At 59.0% G+C, this 18,054-nt stretch carries 16 protein-coding genes; 4 read left to right on the forward strand and 12 right to left on the reverse strand.

Going from position 1 to position 18,054, the window contains the following annotated elements:
• The first annotated feature begins 44 nt into the window (after window positions 1–44).
• Both GGD62_RS23380 and GGD62_RS23385 read left to right on the forward strand, forming a co-directional pair.
• Entirely contained in the window at window positions 45–836 is a 792-nt protein-coding gene (locus tag GGD62_RS23380) for an FkbM family methyltransferase (protein WP_183710416.1), read from the forward strand.
• Window positions 833–2,104 carry a hypothetical protein gene (locus GGD62_RS23385; protein WP_183710418.1) on the forward strand — a complete coding sequence of 424 codons (1,272 nt, stop codon included), beginning with the start codon at window positions 833–835 and terminating at the stop codon, window positions 2,102–2,104. Before GGD62_RS23380 ends, GGD62_RS23385 begins: the two co-directional genes overlap by 4 nt.
• 76 nt (window positions 2,105–2,180) lie before the next feature.
• Here GGD62_RS23385 and GGD62_RS23390 read toward each other — a convergent pair whose 3' ends face one another.
• The gene (locus tag GGD62_RS23390; protein WP_183710420.1) at window positions 2,181–3,158 is read right to left on the reverse strand and encodes a glycosyltransferase; all 978 of its coding nucleotides are present in this window, start codon (window positions 3,156–3,158) and stop codon (window positions 2,181–2,183) included.
• 434 nt (window positions 3,159–3,592) lie between these two features.
• Here GGD62_RS23390 and GGD62_RS23395 point away from each other — a divergent pair, with 434 nt between their 5' ends.
• Window positions 3,593–4,888, forward strand: coding sequence for a glycosyltransferase family 4 protein (locus tag GGD62_RS23395; RefSeq protein WP_246783307.1), 1,296 nt, complete (start codon window positions 3,593–3,595; stop codon window positions 4,886–4,888).
• Between the two features lie 56 nt (window positions 4,889–4,944).
• Here the strand turns inward: GGD62_RS23395 and GGD62_RS23400 are convergent, their stop codons facing one another.
• From GGD62_RS23400 to GGD62_RS23450, 11 genes are all read right to left on the reverse strand, one after another.
• Complete coding sequence (locus GGD62_RS23400) at window positions 4,945–5,700, reverse strand: bifunctional 2-polyprenyl-6-hydroxyphenol methylase/3-demethylubiquinol 3-O-methyltransferase UbiG (RefSeq protein WP_246783308.1); 756 nt, start codon at window positions 5,698–5,700, stop codon at window positions 4,945–4,947.
• Window positions 5,697–7,187 (reverse strand): bifunctional 2-polyprenyl-6-hydroxyphenol methylase/3-demethylubiquinol 3-O-methyltransferase UbiG, encoded by a 1,491-nt coding sequence (locus GGD62_RS23405; protein WP_179731095.1) that lies wholly within the window; start codon window positions 7,185–7,187, stop codon window positions 5,697–5,699. Before GGD62_RS23405 ends, GGD62_RS23400 begins: the two co-directional genes overlap by 4 nt.
• Window positions 7,184–8,380 (reverse strand): DegT/DnrJ/EryC1/StrS aminotransferase family protein, encoded by a 1,197-nt coding sequence (locus GGD62_RS23410; protein ID WP_210286305.1) that lies wholly within the window; start codon window positions 8,378–8,380, stop codon window positions 7,184–7,186. Before GGD62_RS23410 ends, GGD62_RS23405 begins: the two co-directional genes overlap by 4 nt.
• The gene (locus tag GGD62_RS23415) at window positions 8,320–9,321 is read right to left on the reverse strand and encodes an NAD-dependent epimerase/dehydratase family protein (RefSeq protein WP_083859315.1); all 1,002 of its coding nucleotides are present in this window, start codon (window positions 9,319–9,321) and stop codon (window positions 8,320–8,322) included. Before GGD62_RS23415 ends, GGD62_RS23410 begins: the two co-directional genes overlap by 61 nt.
• On the reverse strand, window positions 9,318–10,496 hold the full coding sequence (locus tag GGD62_RS23420; RefSeq protein WP_183710422.1) for a DegT/DnrJ/EryC1/StrS aminotransferase family protein: 1,179 nt from the start codon (window positions 10,494–10,496) through the stop codon (window positions 9,318–9,320). The genes GGD62_RS23415 and GGD62_RS23420 overlap by 4 nt, the downstream gene beginning before the upstream one ends.
• A gap of 121 nt (window positions 10,497–10,617) precedes the next feature.
• Window positions 10,618–11,112: an acyltransferase gene (locus GGD62_RS23425; RefSeq protein ID WP_179731103.1), complete on the reverse strand. Its 495-nt coding sequence runs from the start codon at window positions 11,110–11,112 to the stop codon at window positions 10,618–10,620.
• A gap of 35 nt (window positions 11,113–11,147) precedes the next feature.
• Window positions 11,148–12,623: an oligosaccharide flippase family protein gene (locus tag GGD62_RS23430; RefSeq protein WP_183710424.1), complete on the reverse strand. Its 1,476-nt coding sequence runs from the start codon at window positions 12,621–12,623 to the stop codon at window positions 11,148–11,150.
• Between the two features lie 52 nt (window positions 12,624–12,675).
• A complete protein-coding gene (locus GGD62_RS23435) occupies window positions 12,676–13,740 on the reverse strand; it encodes a Gfo/Idh/MocA family protein (RefSeq protein ID WP_183710523.1) in 1,065 nt (354 codons plus the stop codon).
• Window positions 13,741–13,780: 40 nt separating this feature from the next.
• A complete protein-coding gene (gene wecC, locus GGD62_RS23440; RefSeq protein WP_038948907.1) occupies window positions 13,781–15,043 on the reverse strand; it encodes a UDP-N-acetyl-D-mannosamine dehydrogenase in 1,263 nt (420 codons plus the stop codon).
• Window positions 15,036–16,160 carry a non-hydrolyzing UDP-N-acetylglucosamine 2-epimerase gene (gene wecB / locus GGD62_RS23445; RefSeq protein ID WP_183235973.1) on the reverse strand — a complete coding sequence of 375 codons (1,125 nt, stop codon included), beginning with the start codon at window positions 16,158–16,160 and terminating at the stop codon, window positions 15,036–15,038. The genes wecC and wecB overlap by 8 nt, the downstream gene beginning before the upstream one ends.
• A gap of 3 nt (window positions 16,161–16,163) precedes the next feature.
• Window positions 16,164–16,958 carry a WecB/TagA/CpsF family glycosyltransferase gene (locus GGD62_RS23450; RefSeq protein WP_179731110.1) on the reverse strand — a complete coding sequence of 265 codons (795 nt, stop codon included), beginning with the start codon at window positions 16,956–16,958 and terminating at the stop codon, window positions 16,164–16,166.
• 194 nt (window positions 16,959–17,152) lie between these two features.
• Here GGD62_RS23450 and GGD62_RS23455 point away from each other — a divergent pair, with 194 nt between their 5' ends.
• On the forward strand, window positions 17,153–18,040 hold the full coding sequence (locus GGD62_RS23455) for a glycosyltransferase family 2 protein (RefSeq protein ID WP_183235975.1): 888 nt from the start codon (window positions 17,153–17,155) through the stop codon (window positions 18,038–18,040).
• The last annotated feature ends 14 nt before the right edge of the window (window positions 18,041–18,054 follow it).

Raw genomic sequence — 18,054 nt, forward strand, 5'->3', positions numbered from 1 at the left:
GCGATTAATAGCCGCTGCATGCGCTTGGGCAAGGTCCTATCGTCATGAACTTGAAGCCTTTTGCCCGTTTCGCATATGCGAACATCCCCGGCGTTGCCGCGGCGCGATTCGCATTCAAGGACGCGGCGGCCTCCTACCTCGCAAAACCCGAGTACAGGGGCGCGACTTGGACCTCCAGCGCCAATGGCCTGATCGTCGACATCGGGGCCAATCGCGGACAAAGCATCCAGGCGTTCAAGAGGTTCAGGCCGCAATCGAGCATCGTGGCCTTTGAGCCCGAACCGCTCTCGGCCGAGCGGCTCAAACTCCGTTTCTCCGGAGATCGGTCCGTCTCGATCTTCCCCTGCGCTCTCGGAGCCAAGCCGGGCACCATTACGTTCTTCGTCCCCTCTTACGGTCGGTGGGCTTGCGATGGCATGGCCGCGACCTCCCGGGAGGCGGCGACCGAGTGGCTGAACGATGGCGGCCGCATGTACCGTTTCGATCAGTCCAAGTTGAGCGTGGAGGAACACAGGATCGAGTGCCACACGCTCGATTCCTTTGCAATGTCGCCCTCCCTGATCAAGGTGCACGCTCAGGGCGCCGAGCTGGAGATCTTGCGAGGGTCGGAGCACACGCTGAGACGGCACAAGCCGGCACTGATGTGCGCCTTCGCATCGGACGAGATCTCGGAATTCGTTTCCGACATCGGCTATCGGCCGTACGTCTTTCAGAATGGACATTTCATGAGCGGACTGGCGCCGCGTTCGGTCACGTTCACTTGGTACTTGACTGACGACAACAGCCGCCGCGTTCAAATCGAAGCGGGATCACCGGGCAAGGCGGCTCTCTCATGAGCGTCACGGTTGCGGGCGGCGAATTCGGCCTGACAAGTACGGCTTTGCCGCAAGCCGCTGAGCGGTGCAGCAAGCTGCCGGCCTGGCTGCTGCTGATGGGGCTCATCCTGCCGGCGGCGCAAGTCCAGCTTTATCTCGCCGATGCGAAACTCACGGTCGGGCGGATCGGCATCCTGCTGCTCATAATACCTGCAGCGGCAAGACTGCTCAGGACCGGTCGTCACATCCTCGCCTCGGACTATCTTGCATGTGCCGTCGCAGCCTGGATGTTCGCAGCCGCCACCTACACCAGCGGGTCGAGTGCGATCTCATCGACCGCCGCCGAGAGCCTCGAGTTTCTGGGCGGCTACATCGTCGCCCGCGGATTTTTCTTCGGGCCGGCGGCAATTCAAAGCTTCATTCAACCCTTTAAGATCGTGACTGCCTACATCGTCCTGCTGGCCCTTTTCGATAATCTTTCTGGCCGGCTCATTGTTCAGCAGATGTTTTCTGCCGCCTTCGGCAGCTATGCGCCGCTCTCGCCCGACTACAGGCTGTATTGGGTAAGAGCCGCCTCGACGTTCGACCACCCAATTCTGTTGGGCACCTATTGCACCGTCGCTTGCGCCATCCTGCTGTTTTCGGAGCAACGGCCACTGTCGAGGATGCTTTGGGGAGGTTTGTGCGTTTTCGGTTGCCTGCTGTCGTTGTCCTCCGCGCCGTTGTTGTCGTGTCTCCTCGTCCTGATGCTTTACCTCTATAATACGGCACTGAAGCAAACTTCTGGACGATGGCGCGCGCTGCAAGTGTGTCTGGCTACGATCGTTCTCGTGATCCTGGCCGTGGCCAATCACCCGCTAGGCTGGATCATCTCCCACCTCACCTTCGATCCGGTTTCGGGTTACTTTCGGATGCTGATCTGGGACGCAGCGACACAGAAGATCATGTATTCTCCCTTCACCGGATACGCATTCGCCCTGCTCAATCACGACATTCTCGATACTACGATCGACTCGGTGTGGCTGGTGTTCGCGCTACGGTTCGGACTTCCTATGATTTTCCTGCTCATCCTGACGAACATTGCGAGCATTCTACCGGTAAAAAAGCGCTTCAAGGGCGTCATGGAGGATCCCAGCGCGTCGGGCCTGCGCATCGCATTCACCGTCGCAGTCGTCATGCTCATGTTTACCGGGCTGACGGTCCACTACTGGAACTACCTCTGGATCTTCTGGGGAGTATGCATCGGCATCAGGGCATCGCTGCGGGAGTCCGCGATGTATCCGGTCTAGCCCGATCCAGCGGTGGAACACGCCGTCGGGCCGAAACGCGGCTTGCAGCGTGGCAGCCCGTGAGCCTCGGAGCCGATTACAACATCTTCAGCCGCTCGATAGCAGGTCGCAGCAATTGCCACCCGCGCGATCCCAACTGCCGTTTGCTGGCGAGAAGCCACCAACGACGCGATCTCGTGACCGCCGGGTCCAGCTTTGCCGCTATCGCCGAAAGGCGCTCCGATAACCCAACGTCTCCGTCATTGAAAGCTCGGCTCGCACAACTGATCGTGTCGAGCGCCAGATGGCTTGTCAACCAGGACCTGAGATCGTCGACGTCCGGAAGCACGCCAGCGCAGCTATCCAGGAAATGCTCCAACGCCAGCTTGCGTTGAACGAAATCCTGCTCGGCCGAATATCCGCCTGACATGTTGGTTGAATGTCGCCGGTACACGGCCTGGATCGCATCGATGAAGCCGACGGGTCCATGCGCGGCGAACCGCAGCCACATCTCCATATCGCCGCTGTGCGTCAAATCCGGTAAATATCCCCCCACCTTCTTCTGCAGGCTGGTTCGCACCATCACGCTTGGCGCCAGGACTATGTTTCTGCACCCCCCCATTTTGATGAAATCGCTGCCGGCCAGTATCTTCGTACCAGGTCCAAGTTCCGGCGGCAGCGGCACAACCTCCTCGCGCTCCTGGCAAAGCGCGACTGCGCCTCCAAACGTGAGGCCGACGGAGGGATTCTCATCCATCAACCTCGCAGCCCTCTCGATCGCACCGGGCATCAGGTAATCGTCTGCAGAGAGCAGAATCATGTAGTCCGCAGTGGCCCAGTCGATCCCCTCGTTGAAGGTGGCGATGTGGCCGTGATTGACAGAATGCCTGCGAAACTCGACCCGAGGATCTGCACGAACCAGTTCCTGCGCAACCTGGGCTGTATTGTCCGTCGAGGCATCATCAATAATCAGCAGCCGCAACTCGGGTCCGCACTGCCTCAATATGCTGTCGGCGCATTCTCTAAGGAAATGCCCATACTGATAACAGGGTATGATCGCATCAATGGAACTCACGGCGCATCCATTCCTGCCAAAGGCCTCCGCGCGCCTTCCATGATTTTTGAGCCCGCATTCCCAATATTGGTTGCCCACAATCCAGACCGGCTGTTCATCAAATCACCAGGCGACATATGTGATCGTACATCCTGAATACGGCCGCAAGAATAATGCCACCTGTTTAATTGGATTTTTATCCCGCCGCAATATGTGTTTAATATTTAATTTGCACGCTGTATATCGGTATCACGAAATCGAGACCGACGGCATTTGAACTCATGACGGGTTTCAGGCAGAACGACCTTTCCTTGCGAGGGCGTGCGACGCTTTGGGCACAACGAAACTCTTGGCGCCTGCCGCGAAGCGTGCGACGTATCGGGAAGAAACTGTTCATTGGCAGCCGGTTGGCGTCCGGAGACGACAGTCTCGTTGACGACTGGTCGAAGCCGCTCATGCCATATGATGCCATGGTCGCGCCGCATGCCCCGGCGGCGCCCGCCTCTATTCCGACCAGCAGCGTGTCGAATCTGGACGATTTTCTCGTGTCGCCGGGAAGTGTCCATTGCCTCATCGTCACTCCGGTGCTCGACGCCGGCGGGCTAGATGAATTTGTCGCCTTTCTTGCGCGACGCCTCCCCCATTTCGGGCTTCGTGTGACGGTTATGTGCGCACATTCATCGTCGGCGCCCGTCGGACAATTGTTCACGATCTTGCAGAGGGAAGGCACGGCGGTTGTTGCCGCCTCGCCAGGCGACGCTTGTCTCTGGATGAAAACGAACCGTCCTGACGTTATCAGCGCGCACGATCCGCCGGGTTGGCTCTTGAAGGCGGCCAAAGATGCCCGCGTTCCGGTCGTGGAGACGCTCCACGGCATTCCGACCCCCATAAGCACCAATTGGATGGAGGAGCGTCAGAGATCGGAACTCGTCACCTGCTTTGTCGCGGTAAGCGAGCTCGTGCGGCGTCAGTACCTGTCGGGCAATCCGGCCTATTCCGCTCGTGCGGTCATCACCATCCCCAATGCATTCAACCAGACACATCGCCCGTCGGTGAACCGGTCGAAGGCCCGGGCCTGGCTGGGCCTCAATGACGAGTTTCTCTTTCTCTCGCTCGGTCGTCACACGGTCCAGAAGAATGCATACGGCTTGGTGCGGGCATTCTCAGAAGTCGCAGAAGATGATCACAAGGTCCATCTGCTGATCGCCGGCCGCCTGGACGATGCTGTGTACACGCGTCAAGTCCGTACGCTTCGCGACAAGATGCCTTGCAAGGACCGGATCCACCTGCGGCATTCGTTTCCAGATCCATCCATCCTGCTGGCCGCCGCCGATTGCTTTGTTCTGAACTCATTTTTTGAGGGATGGTCATTGGCCTCCATGGAAGCGCTAAGCGCGGGATTACCTACAATCGTGAGTGATGTCGGCGGCGCGCGTGAGCAGATCGGTCTGGACGGTAGCCGAGGCTTCGTTGTGGCGAACCCGGTTGGCGATCCCGAAAGCGCAAATTGGCATAGTTCGAGCCTTATGCGATTTCGGCCGCAGAAGAATATGGATGAACTCGTCTCCGCCATGAAGTCAGTCGTCGCTCATCGCGACTATTGGTCCAGGGTGCGCGAACAACTGTCGGCAGATTCAAAAGGCCGCTTTGATCCCGTCATATGCTCCAAACGGCATGCCGAGGTCCTGCTTGGGGCGATTTCACGTTCTATGCTCGAAGGTGAATTTGCGGATTGTCCCGCTCGTAGTTGACGCGCCCGAGTGCGCCTCTTCGGGAATTGGAGCGGTCCGCCTGACGGCTATCGCTGCTAGCTGATCAGCCGGTTCTTCTTCCAGTTGATTTTCGGCTGCGCGGTCGATGCAGTGGTGAGCTCACCCGCCATAATATATTGCTTTGCCAGGTGATGGGTCAGGCCGCCGAAGGTAAGTCTGTCCAACATCTTCGATCTTGGACCCTCAATGCCCGTGACCAGACCATCCTTAACGACCAGGCCCGAATCGTTCAGAAGCCTGACGGCGGTGCCTTCGACAAAGAACTTCAAATGGGTGCGGTCAAGAATCCCCGAATCTGTGTATTCAAATCGACGCTGGAAGAGCAGCGGAAGCGTCACGCTCAGATGCGCGATGTTCGGAACAGAAACGATTACGCGCCCACCATCCATGAGAAGGTTTCTGGTGATGGCCTGAAGAGTTCGCGTTGGATCCGGAACATGTTCAAGGATATCAAGCAACAAGATCAGGTCAAACTTGCTACCGACTCGCAATATCAAATCGTCGATGTCTCCGATCATCGCGACATCGGCGTTCAGTTTGAGGTCGGCTTCAAGTTCTTGATTGAGCTCGACTCCGAATGTCGTGGCGGCAGAGTAGATCGACTTGAGCCAGGCAAGAGTGAAGCCTGCGCCAGGTCCCACTTCGAGGATCCGGGAGGCGCGGCTGGGCAGTAACGACCGTATCTCGCGGCGAGAGCGGATGTAGTAGCTTTGCGCAGCCGTGTCCTGCGCAGCACCGGCGCGTCCCTGCATGTCGTCGATCTGGATTCTTCTGGCAGCCTCCAAGCTCATTGAACGACGCTCCTTCTGGAAACCTCCATTTGCTCAATGCCGTGATCCTTGCGAAGGAACGGCCTTAGCGATTCACGCCTGGTGGCGGTCGCAACAAGGTCGGGTGCAAGCACAGAAGACAGGAATTTCAACCTCAGACCGGCGCGATGCGGAGCGCGCCTCTCAATCTTCTCGATCGCCAGACCGGCTTGCGCACACCACCTCTGAATTTTACCGCTCGTCGTGTCGTGGATCCCCACAGCATCGAAGCTCCCCCAGCGTCGAAAGACGCTGCTGGATTTCGCGCATTCCCAGGCATACCGAAGAGAGGGGCGGTTTGGCGCGCAAATGATCACTCGCCCGTCCGGAGCCAGGAGATCGGCAAACAGCTTGAGGAGATGCGCCGGATCACGAATGAATTGCAAGACATCAACGAACAGCAGTCGGTCAAACCGCTCCGCTGCAATTTTTGATCTCGCCGTTATGACGTCCCCTAACACCACCTCAGCCCCAAGCTGGGCCAAGCCGCTACCCACAACGGGGTCGAGGGGAATAGTCACCACTCGGTTTCCTCTCTCCAGCAATCGGCGTTCGTTTGCAGCCGAGCAGGACCCGATCGACAATACGGCCGCGCTTTGCGGTACAGCGGACAACACCTCGTCCCTGGCCGGCTCGTAGTAGTCTTTCGAATACATGCCGTGCCAGAGCCTGGTCTCGGCGCTGAATAGCGGAACGGCATCGTTTCCCTCACGCGCGATCTGCATCAGGACGGATAGTTGTGCGTCCAATTGCCGGCGATCGACGCCGAGCCGGTTGATATATTTATTCGGTAAATGGTGCGCCGAGAAATCGTCGATATGGGAAATTGGTATCAGCTTCCGGAAGCCACACTGGGTGAATGGATCGGTTGCAGCGGTGCAAGGCAGGTCGTACTTGCCTTCGTGAGGCCCGACCAAAAAGCCGCCGGACGCAATTGCTCTGGCAAGCTGCTGCCGGGTGAGCATATAGCTGGCAGCATGCTCGTTGGTAAAATGAGCAAGATGGTAATTTCCCCTGGTCTTGACCGACGTACAATCCCAGTGGAAGGAACCGTGGGCCTGCGGATAATTCAATTCGCTGTTCGACGCTCTCTCGACGAGCATCCATCCGGCAACCTCACCCTCATTCAACACTGAGGTCACTTCGAGAAACGCTCGAATATTTCTTTCAGTGATCAGGATATCGTCTTCGGAATAAATGAACATATCATACTGATCAGCCCGCGCTGCAAACAACTCTTTGTGCGCGAAGGGAAGCGACCAGGGATTCTTGTTGGGAAGGCCAACGACACACTCGATGTCTGCAGCCGGCTTCTTGTCGATGTTGGAGATGATGACGATATCCACGTCGAACGACATGGACCGGTATTCCTTGATCACTCGATCCAGGTGGGCATTATTGGCAGTCCCATAGCTCGCGATCACGACCAAAAGTCGCAATGCCTTTTGGTCGGCGATCCCCGGGATCATCGTTCCAACTCTGCCCGCACCGCAGCACTCACCCTCGAGGTCTCCTCGGCGCTCATCTGTGCATAGATGGGCAGCAAGATCGACCGATCCTGGGCGAGCTCGGATTGACGCAGATCCTGTGTCTGGACAAGGGCCGAATAAGGCTGCTCACGATGGGCGCACATGATACCGCGGCGGGTCGCGATGCCCTTATCGAGGAGATGTTGCATAACGATGCGCTGGTCGAGGCGGTCTGGAAGACGTACGCAATAACTCTGCCAGTTGGATCTGGCCCACGCTGGTTCAGTCGGTAACCGCAACCCTTCCAAATTGCCGAGCTGTTCGGCATAATTTGCGGCGACGGCTCGCCGGCGCGCAATCAGTTCCGGGAGCCGCTCGAGCTGTTTGCGCCCAATGGCGGCCTGCATGTCCGTCATTCGGTAGTTGTAGCCCACAACGACGTATTCCTCGAAGATCACGGACGACGAATTGTGCCGCACGGTGTCGGGAACGCTCATGCCGTGCTGGCGCAGGAGCTTGAATTTGCGATCAAGCTCGGCATTCGCGGTGGTGAGCATTCCCCCCTCACCCGTCGTGATCACCTTTCGCGGATGGAAGGAGAAGCAGGCAATGTCGCCATGCGGCCTGCCGATCGACTCCCATTCCCCGTTCATCCGGATCTGCGATCCGGCAGCACAGGCCGCGTCCTCGATCACGGCGATCCCGTGGCGGCGCGCTATGGCCAGAAGAGCGGCCATATCGCACGGCATGCCCATCTGATGGACGACGATGATCGCACGCGTGCGCTCGGTGATGGCTTCGGCCAACCGGGCGCAATCAAGATTATATGTCTCCGGCTCGATATCGACGAAAACCGGAGTGGCTCCCTGATGTCGGATGACGTTTGCAGTCGCGATGAAGGAATGGCTGACCGTGATCACCTCGTCGCCGATGCCGATGTCCAGCGCCGCCAAGGCGAGCTGGAGCGCGGTCGTGCAATTCGAGACGGCACAGGCGTGCGGTGCGCCGACAAGTGCAGCGAACTCGCGCTCGAATGCGGCCACCTGCGGACCTTGCGATACCCAGCCCGACAGCACGACTGCGCGCGCCGCGTCAGCCTCTTCGTCCGCTAGCAGCGGCAAAGCGATCGGAATCACGATGCTGCCGCCTGCCGCTGGTGGTCCGAAGCAAGCTCGCGTTCGGATCGCCACCATTTCACGAGGTCGGCGAGCCCCTGCTCCAACGAAACCGTGGTGCGGAAACCCAGCAGACGCTCCGCCTTGCCCGTCGATGCCAGTCGGCGCGGCACCGGATTGACCGAGCGCTCCGGCGCGAATTCAGGCGTCAGGCCCCGGCGTCCCATCACGGACGCAAGCGCCGTAGCCAGCTCCGTCAGGCTAGTTTCGGTGCCGCTTCCAACGTTAAAGACCTCATCGGTGATCTTTGACCTGGCCGCAAGGATGTTGGCGCGCGCGATGTCGCGGACGTGAACGAAATCCATAGACTGACGGCCGTCACCAAAGATAACGGGAGGCAATCCGGCCTCCAGCCGCTCCATCCAGCGGATCAAGACCTCGGTGTACCGTCCGTGGATGTCCATCCGGCTGCCGTAGACGTTGAAATACCGGAACGCCACATAGTCGAGGCCGCATACATCGTTGAAGGCCCGCAGAAGGCCTTCGTTAAACGCCTTGGCGGCTCCATAGAGAGTTCGGTTGTTGTACGGATTCTGCCGCTCCGTCGTCGGAAATTCCTCGGCCATGCCATATACCGATGCCGAAGACGCCGCGATGATCTTCTGAATGTCGTGCTTGATGCACAGCTCCAGCAGGTCGTAGGTGGCGTCGACCATAACCTCCTTGGCGAGGCGTGGTTCGGCCGCACAATGAGTGATGCGAAGTGCGGCCTGGTGGAAGACGATATCGGCCGCCTTGACCAATGCTTCCATCAGCTTGCGATCGCGTATGTCGCCGTGAACCAATCTCACCGGTCCGCGCCCGAGCGCGCGCCGAAGATTTTCCGGTCGGCCTCTGACCATGTTGTCGAGAGCAACAATTTCAATGCAGCCCTCGTCGCAGAGCAGATCAACGATGTGGGACCCGATGAAGCCTGCGCCGCCGGTGACCAGAACGCGCTTTCCCTTGAGATCAATCAAGACGCTCTCCTGTTGTGGGACCATGTCATGACGCTTTGTGGATGCTCCGCTCGGGCGCCAACCGCTTCACTGGGCCGCAGCATCGCTGCGTTCCTCAATGTGGCGACAACTTCGGCCGCCTGTTCCGGCAGCAGCTCCGGATAAATGGGAAGAGAGAGGAAGTCGTTCGCCAGCATCTCGGTGACGGGGAGATCGCCGGCGCGGTAGCCGAGTTCTGCGTAGGCTCTTTGCAGATGCACCGGAACGGGATAGTGAATCCCGGCGCCTATTCCGGCATCACGCAACAGCGACAGTGCGTGATCGCGCTCCTCCAATCTGACCGCATAGACGTGATACACGTGACGGGCGTGCCCTGGCGGCTGGGGACGCGCGAATGGGAGCTCAGACAGCAGTGCATTGTATTGCTCAGCCGCCGACCGGCGCGCTTCCGTCCAACTCTCAATGTAGTCCAGCTTGACGTTCAATATCGCGCTCTGAATTTCGTCCATACGATAGTTATATCCGGGGATGGCGTGGTCGTACTTCGCCTCCTGCCCCCAATCTCGCAGCAGTGACACGCGGTGCGCGAATTCAGGCCTATGAGTTACGACGGCTCCACCCTCGCCGAACGCCCCCAGATTCTTGCCAGGGTAAAAGCTGAAGCATCCTAGATCGCCAATCGAGCCTGCTCGACGTCCCCGGTATTCGGCGCCATGCGCCTGCGCGGCGTCCTCGATGACGACCAGGCCGTGACGACGCGCGATGGCCATGATCGGATCCATGTCGGCCATCAACCCGTGGAGGTGAACCGGAAGGATCGCCTTGGTTCGTGGTGTTATCGCAGCTTCAATCAAGCCGGGATCCATCGTCCACGTTACAGGGTCAACGTCGACAAACACCGGCTTGGCACCGCTGTAGATAATGGCCGCGGTGGTCGCGACGAACGTCATGGATACGGTGATGACCTCGTCACCGGGTCCGACACCTGCCGTAAGCAAGGCAAGGTGAAGCGCCGAAGTGCCGGTGTTCACCGCGCGGCAATGGGCAGTCCGGCAATAACCCGCAAAGCGCCCCTCGAAGGCGGTCACCTCCGGCCCGAGCACAAAGTGCCCGCTCCCGATGACTCTCGCCACCGCGGCGTCGATTTCCGGCTTGATCTGGCTATATTGGGCTTTCAGATCCAGGAAGGGTATCAAGATTCAAGACCTTGGTTGGACCAAACATTATAATAAAATATTAACTCTCATAATCATATTAAATCAAGCATTAAATTGCGACGCATATATATCGCGCTAAAAATGGTTTATGGAGCAGTTCTTACGAGCGACGATCGCTCAGGAGCGTATTTTCAGCTGCGGATAGGACCCGAGCGGGCACTCCCGCGACGATAGCGCCGGGCGGAACATCCTTAGTGACCACCGCACCCGCACCTACGGAGGCGCCCTCTCCGATCGTCACACCGCACAGGATGGTGGCATTCGAGCCGATCGAAGCCCCCCGACCGACCCGCGTGCGCTGCAGCGTCCAGTCCGAAGCCTGCTGAGGACGACCGTCCGCGGTTGTTGCCTTCGGATATTTGTCGTTCGTGAACATCACGCCATGACCGACGAACACCTCATCCTCGATCGTGACGCCCTCGCAAATGAAGCTGTGCGACGATATCTTGCAACGCGCACCTATCTCTGCCCCCGCCTGGATCTCGACGAAAGTTCCGATTCTGCTCTCGTCGCCGACGGTGCAGCCATACAGGTTGACCAGGTCTGGATGCAGGATGCGAACATCGCGACCAAGCTGGGTATCCTTTATTGGCATGTTAGTTTCCCTGTCTCTACAATCCAGCAAAACCACTACAGTACCAAGCGTGACGGGCGCAGCTTGGGCGCTATCTCGACGAGACCCGTCGCAGCTTGACGAAGGTGCTGCAGCAGAGGATGCCCTGTTACGATCAATCCCCACCACCAGCAGAAGGCGGCGACCACAAACGCCGATATAAGGCCTACAACGAAATTGAGAATTCCTGCCTCGATCAACAGCGCGCAGGCGCCTACGCCGGCGGCGGTCGCCATCGTGACGACACCGCTCTTGAGAACGGCACGGCCAAACTCGCTTGGCCGCAGCGCAAGATGCCGACTGAGATAGTATATCGCCACTACCGCCTGGAACGGCAACGTCAGCAATGCGCACGCTGCGACCGCCTCCACGCCCAAAAAGGATGCGCCCAAAAGGGCAAGGAGCGACGGTGGCAACGAGATGAAGGACGAGACAAGCGCGTCGCGCACGCGTCCAACCGCCAGGAACACGGGATATGTCAGGCACGCAGCAAATAGCGCCAGATTTGCAAGGCAGAGAATCCGCACCAACGGCACGACCTCCAACCAGGCTCCGCCAAGCCAGATCAAGACGATCGGCTTTGCCATGATCGCTACGAAGGTGAGAAATGGCCACTGCACCGCGGAAAGCAGTTGGACCGCGTCCAGATACACGCCCTTTAGATCTGCCCCGGCTGCACGCCTCGACACGATCGCCGGCATGATGATGGGGTTCAGCACCTGCGTGACGAGCCTGTCGAATACCTGAGTCAGGTTGATCGCCCGGCTATAGAGACCCACAGCCGTAAAATCGAGAATCTTCGCGAGAAAGAGCTGGGGTGCGAGGTTGTAGAAGATATTGATGACGCTGACACCGCTGGAATAGAGACCGAATCTGAGGACCTCGCGGTATTCGGACAGCGAAGGGCGCAACACGCCGAAATCCCGGTACGAACTCAGCAGCAAGGCCGTAAGAACCATGCTCCCTGCCACACCACCCCAGATCGGAGCCATGTAGCTGAAGTTCAGGAGTGCCAGCCCGATCGAAACCAGCGCGACCGTCATGTTGCTTGCAAGATTGCAGATCGCGAGCGTCCCAAACTGCATGTCACGACGAAACAGGGCAGCCAACGTTCCTGAGACCGGTAGAAGGAGGAGGTTCAGCGCAGAAACCTGGATACCTTGCCTTAGGCTGTCCCGCCCAAAGAGTTGCGATACGACGTCGGCCCCAGCTGACAGGATTAGCGCAACTGCCAGCGAGATGATACAGGTGATAGTAAACGCCGTGCGAATGGTGCCGCGCGACAACTCATGCTTCTGAATCAGATAGTTTGCCCCTCCAAACTCCTGAAAGGCGGCGGCGATCACGGCGGTAAGTGCATTGACGACCGCAAAGACCCCGAACTCGCCCGGCGTCAGCAGACGCGACAGAACTGCGGTCGAGACAAGGAACAGCACAAGGGCGGCATAGCGGTCCACCCCGGAAAACAGGACTGAACGATGCACTGAATTCATCGAGACTCCGTCCCGAGGCTGATCTGGCCAACAGCCACGGCCAAGCCGCCCATCAAGCCGTCGCCCGGGCCCGCTCCGGTAGCATCCGCGGCAGTTGCCTTATCGGGATTGGTTTGCCCTGCTTCGCGATTGATCGAGAAGCTGCCTCGAGCACCTCGATCACCCGCAGCCCGGACATGCCGCTGGAGATCGGCCGCGTCCCGGTGCGCACACAGTCGATAAAGTGCTCGACCTCCGTTTGCAGTGCCTCCTTAGGCGAGATATGCGGAGCCCACATGTCACCAGCGCGATATCCAATCCGGAATTGATGGGCACTCTCGGGAGGCCTGTCGAGCGTAATTCCCTTGTCATAGACCTTGATCTTTTCGGTCGGTTCGAGATCGTCATAGACGATCATCTTCTTGCTGCCGCCAATGAAAGTCTGACGGACTTTGACAGGCGAGAGCCAGTTGACGCTGACATGGGCCACACATGCGTTGGCAAAGAACAATGTGATATGCGCCATGTTTTCCGGCGAACCGACGACATGGCACGATCCCGTTGCCGATACCGCAATCGGCTCCTCATCGAAGATGTGATGAATGATCGAGATGTCATGCACTGCCAGATCCCAGATCACATTTACGTCTTTCTGGAACAATCCGAGGCTCGAGCGTGTGCTATCGTAGTAGTAGACGTCTCCGAGCTCGCTCTTCAGCAACAGCTCACGAATCTTCTGAACCGCCGGGGTATAGAGAAAGGTATGATCGACCATCAAAATCAGTCCGCGCCGATCCGCCTCGTCGATCAGGCGCATCACCTGCTCTGAACTCGGCGCAAGGGGCTTTTCGACCAACACGTGCTTGCCAGCTCTCAACGCCGCCATTGCCAGCTCGTAATGCGTGTGCACCGGCGTGGCGATGGCGATTGCATCGATCGAGGCGTCCTTCAGCAGGTCGTCATATCGCGCGGTGGTCGCGACCCCCGGGTACTGCTGCATGATGGCGGCAAGCCTGCCTGGATCAAGGTCGCTCACGCTGACGATGCGGGCGGCGGGATTGATCGAGAAATTGCGAACGAGATTGGGCCCCCAATAGCCGTATCCCACGACCCCGATTCCCAGCTGACTATCTCGCATACTGACCTCGATCCATTCGGGGAAACTACGATTCTGCACGTTAGGTTCGCGCCGGCATATCCTGCCATATGCCTCGCGTATCGATGACGTCGAGGTGCCGGCGCTCCGCCAACGGCACCATTTTGAATTCGTCATGATCGACGAGAAGAACCGCAATTTCGCAGCTCCGGAGGGCCTCATCGATGGTCACGAACGCGACGCGATAATCGGCCAACTGAGACGGCAGACGGCGCAGATTCGGTTCGACGACCTTGATCCGTTCGCCGTATTTGGCCGCGAGATGCGTGGCAATCTCCAAGGCGGGGCTTTCACGCACGTCGTCGACGTTCGCCTTGAACGTCAATCCGCAACAGGCAACGTTCGCATAGGGATGATCGTCGATCAGCGCCTCTGCGTTCTCGATGATCTTCCGGGTCTTGGCGTTATTCACCTCGCGGCTTGTTCGCATCACTCGCGCGAGATCGGGCGCAGAGTCGATGATGAACCAGGGGTCGACCGCAATGCAGTGCCCGCCCACGCCCGGCCCCGGCCGCAGTACGTTTACGCGAGGGTGACGGTTGGCGATATCGATCACCTCCCAGACGTTGATATCGAACCTGTCGCAGATCAGCGAGAGTTCGTTGGCAAACGCTATGTTGGTGTCGCGGAAGGCGTTTTCCGTCAGCTTGACCAACTCGGCCGCGCGCGCCGTAGTGCCGACGCAGGCGCCGCGAACAAACATCTTGTAGAAGCGTTGGGCACGCCGCGTGCAGGTTGGCGTAATCCCGCCGATACACCTGTCATTGTTGATAAGCTCGGTCAAGATCCGCCCTGGCAACACGCGTTCGGGACAGTATGCGACGTAGATCGCTCCATCCTCCCGGCCGTTGACGCCAATGTGCAGCTCCGGCCTGCGTTCAACGATGCGCTTTGCGATGGCTTCGGTTGTCCCGATCGGCGATGTCGATTCAAGAATGACAAGATTGCCTGGCGCGAGAAGGTCCACGATGTTGTCGACCGCGGCGTGAACGCTTGCCAGGTCTGGACGGTTATCGTGGTCGATCGGGGTCGGCACCGCGATGATGAACACGTCCGCCGGCTGCGGCTTCCTCGACGTCGTGAGCGCACCGCTCGACACGACCTTGGAGACGAGACCGTCCAGATCGGGCTCGGCGATGTGAATTTTGCCGGATGCAACGGTGTCGACGATGCGTTCGTTTGTATCGATGCCGACCACCTGCAGCCCACGGCTCGCAATCAACGCCGCGGTCGGCAGCCCGATATAGCCAAGCCCAATGACGTTTATCTTTTGGAATTCAGGCATCGAGAAGCACCTTCACGATACGCTCGCTCGCGTGCCCGTCACCGAACGGATTGTGCGAACGCGCCATGGCAGCATAAGTCTCGTCATCGTCGAGCAGGCGAAACGTCTCGCCAACGATCCTGTCGTAGTTGGCGCCAACCAGGCGCGCCGTTCCGGCTTCCACGCCTTCGGGACGCTCGGTCGTATCGCGCATTACCAGGACCGGCTTCCCGAAAGTGGGGGCCTCCTCCTGGACGCCGCCTGAATCTGTCAGGACCAGATACGACATCGAGAGCAGGCTGACGAAATCCGTGTATTCCTGAGGAGAAATGAGGACGACCCGCGGGTGATCCGACAACCGAGACGCAAACAGGTCGCGGACATTCGGATTCGGGTGCACAGGGAGCACCACGGCGACATCTTCCCGCTGCAGGATGGTCTCAAGCGCGTTCACGATGTTGGTGACGCCGCCACCGAAATTCTCCCTGCGATGGCAAGTCACCAGGATGATGCGCCGATTGCCGTGACGCTTCTTGATGCCGTCCCAGCGACACGCCAGTCCCGGATCGGACTCGACCATGGCTTTCGCGAGGATGAGAGCGTCCACCACCGTGTTTCCGGTCACGTGAATGCGGTCATCAGCCACGTTTTCAGAACGCAACGCGCGGGCCGCGCGCTCCGTCGGGGCAAAATGTTGATCGGCGATCGAGCCGACGATCTTGCGGTTCACCTCCTCGGGCCACGGAGCGAAGATGTCGCCGCTGCGCAGTCCGGCCTCGATGTGCGAGACCGGTATACGGTGATAATAGGATGCCAGTGCACCCGTCATGGCAGTCGCCGTATCGCCCTGGACAATCACCCTGGTGGGCTTCACCTTTTCGAGGAGCTCGCCGATTTGTCCGAGCAGCCGGGCGGTCAGATGATCCAGCGTCTGGTTTGTCGTCATGACGTTGAGATCAAAATCCGGGACCACGTTGGCCAATTTGAGGACCTGATCAAGCAGCTGCCGGTGCTGTGCGGTCGCACATATCGTTACGGCGATGTCCTTGCGATTCTCAGCCTTGAGTCGGTTGATGACCGGAAACAGCTTGATTGCTTCCGGCCGGGTTCCCAGAAGGATGAAAAAATGCTTGCCCACGCTTCAACCCCCGATCCGGCTCGGACCAGGGGGAACGGCGCCGGGCGCACCGAGCGGGTGCCGAAGCGCCTGCCTGAAGAGCGCTTGCGCCAGCACGCCCGCAAACAGCGCGTTCGTCTTGGCGTATCGCCACCACATCCGCCCGGGCTCCTGATAGATGCGGTACAGCCACTCGAGGCCGAGCTTCTGAAGCCGTACTGGCGCGCGCCGAACGGTACCTGCCAGAACATCGAATGCACCACCCACACCCATGATAAAAGGCACACCGAGATCATCGCGGTGAGCGGCGAGAAAGCGCTCCTTCCGGGGCGTCGGCATGCCGATGAAGAGGCAATCGGCCCCGCTGGACTGGATGTCTCGTACGACGTCTTTCTCCTGCTCGCGCTTGAAGTAGCCGTCGTGCCAGCCCGCAAAGACAAGCGAGGGATGCCTCTCGCGCGCGCTCTGCATCGCCTGGTGCAGCACGCCGGGGGTCGCTCCCAGGAAATAAGGCTTGAAGCCTTCATGCGCGCATACCGCGAGCAACTCGGCGAGGAGATCCACGCCCGCGACGCGCGACGTGGCCGGAAGTCCCAGCGCTCGAGCGCCCCAAACGATCCCCATGCCGTCGAGGCCGACGACATCGCTGTTGGCGACATCGGCCGCGAGCACGGCATCAGACCTCATATTGACGAATTTGGCGACGTTCAGCGCCACATGTTGCAGCCTTCGCCGGCTGTGCATAGCCCCGCGCGCCAGATCGACGGTTTCTGCCATTGTCAGCAGGTCAACGGGACATCCCAGAAATGAGGCGCGCATTGGAACCTACCTCCCAGAAACAAATACGGTCTGTTTAAGTTTGCATTTAAGATTATTATCTAGATAATACGCACCGGATATTTAATAGCAAGGTTTAAATAGGATAGAATTTGGCGCCTGACAGCGGAATATCAGGGCCTACACGCAAGAGGCGGGCAGCAGATCCAAAGTCAATTAAATAGAGGATTTAACTAATGATTTCGGTCATTATTCCGCATCTCAACCAGCCTGACGCGCTGGAATCCTGCTTGCGAAGCCTGGACGCGCAGACCCTGCCTCGGCACGCGTTCGAGATCATCGTGGTGGACAACGGCTCGGCAACGCCCCCAACAGACATCGTTGGCGGCCATCCTCGTGTACGGCTGCAGCACGAACCGCATCCGGGTCCCGGTCCGGCGCGAAATGCGGGTGTCGCTGCGGCCAACGGCGAGATCCTCGCTTTCATCGATGCCGATTGCAGGGCCCATCCGGATTGGTTGAGCAGCGTAATGAAATGGTTCAACTTGTCGCCGGCTGGCACAGTTCTCGGGGGCGACGTTCGCATTTGGCACCCGGAAAATGCGGAGCTCGACGCCATTGCGGCATACGAGAGCGTCTTCGCTTATCGCTTCAAGCTCTATATCGAGCGCCACGGTTATTCCGGCACCGGCAATATGGCGGTGTTTCGCCGCGATTTCGATCGCGTCGGCCCTTTTGCCGGCATTGAGATCGCCGAAGACATGGAGTGGGGAGAGCGTGCGCTGCGCGCGGGACTTCGATTTCGATACACTCCCGAGATGATCGTCTTCCATCCCGCCCGGAGCTCCCTTCGGGAGCTCTACGCCAAATGGGATCGACACATCGCGCACTACCGCAACATGGCGGAAGGCAAGCCTGTTTGGCAATTGCGCTGGCTCGCGCAGGCGTTGCTGGTCTTCGCATCTCTCGCGCCAAACGCTGTGACTGTGCTGACCAGCGACCGCCTCCATGGTAGCGGCGTCCGCCTCAAAGCTATTGCCGTATTGTGTGCCGTCCGGGCGCACCGCGCCATGACGATGATCTCGCACCTGCGGGGCCGGCGAGCAGTCGCTTGGAATCGTTAGTGCGAAGGCAATTC

This window comes from Bradyrhizobium sp. ERR14 (genome assembly GCF_014198235.1).
Classification (GTDB): Bacteria; Pseudomonadota; Alphaproteobacteria; order Rhizobiales; family Xanthobacteraceae; genus Bradyrhizobium.

Coding starts and splice junctions, on each gene's coding strand:
- GGD62_RS23380 (WP_183710416.1), top strand. CDS start 45: ATGAACTTGAAGCCTTTTGCCCGTTTCGCATATGCGAACATCCCCGGC.
- GGD62_RS23385 (WP_183710418.1), top strand. CDS start 833: ATGAGCGTCACGGTTGCGGGCGGCGAATTCGGCCTGACAAGTACGGCT.
- GGD62_RS23395 (WP_246783307.1), top strand. CDS start 3,593: ATGCCATATGATGCCATGGTCGCGCCGCATGCCCCGGCGGCGCCCGCC.
- GGD62_RS23400 (WP_246783308.1), bottom strand. CDS start 5,700: ATGAGCTTGGAGGCTGCCAGAAGAATCCAGATCGACGACATGCAGGGA.
- GGD62_RS23405 (WP_179731095.1), bottom strand. CDS start 7,187: ATGATCCCGGGGATCGCCGACCAAAAGGCATTGCGACTTTTGGTCGTG.
- GGD62_RS23410 (WP_210286305.1), bottom strand. CDS start 8,380: ATGGTGGCGATCCGAACGCGAGCTTGCTTCGGACCACCAGCGGCAGGC.
- GGD62_RS23425 (WP_179731103.1), bottom strand. CDS start 11,112: ATGCCAATAAAGGATACCCAGCTTGGTCGCGATGTTCGCATCCTGCAT.
- GGD62_RS23430 (WP_183710424.1), bottom strand. CDS start 12,623: ATGAATTCAGTGCATCGTTCAGTCCTGTTTTCCGGGGTGGACCGCTAT.
- GGD62_RS23435 (WP_183710523.1), bottom strand. CDS start 13,740: ATGCGAGATAGTCAGCTGGGAATCGGGGTCGTGGGATACGGCTATTGG.
- wecC (WP_038948907.1), bottom strand. CDS start 15,043: ATGCCTGAATTCCAAAAGATAAACGTCATTGGGCTTGGCTATATCGGG.
- GGD62_RS23450 (WP_179731110.1), bottom strand. CDS start 16,958: ATGCGCGCCTCATTTCTGGGATGTCCCGTTGACCTGCTGACAATGGCA.
- GGD62_RS23455 (WP_183235975.1), top strand. CDS start 17,153: ATGATTTCGGTCATTATTCCGCATCTCAACCAGCCTGACGCGCTGGAA.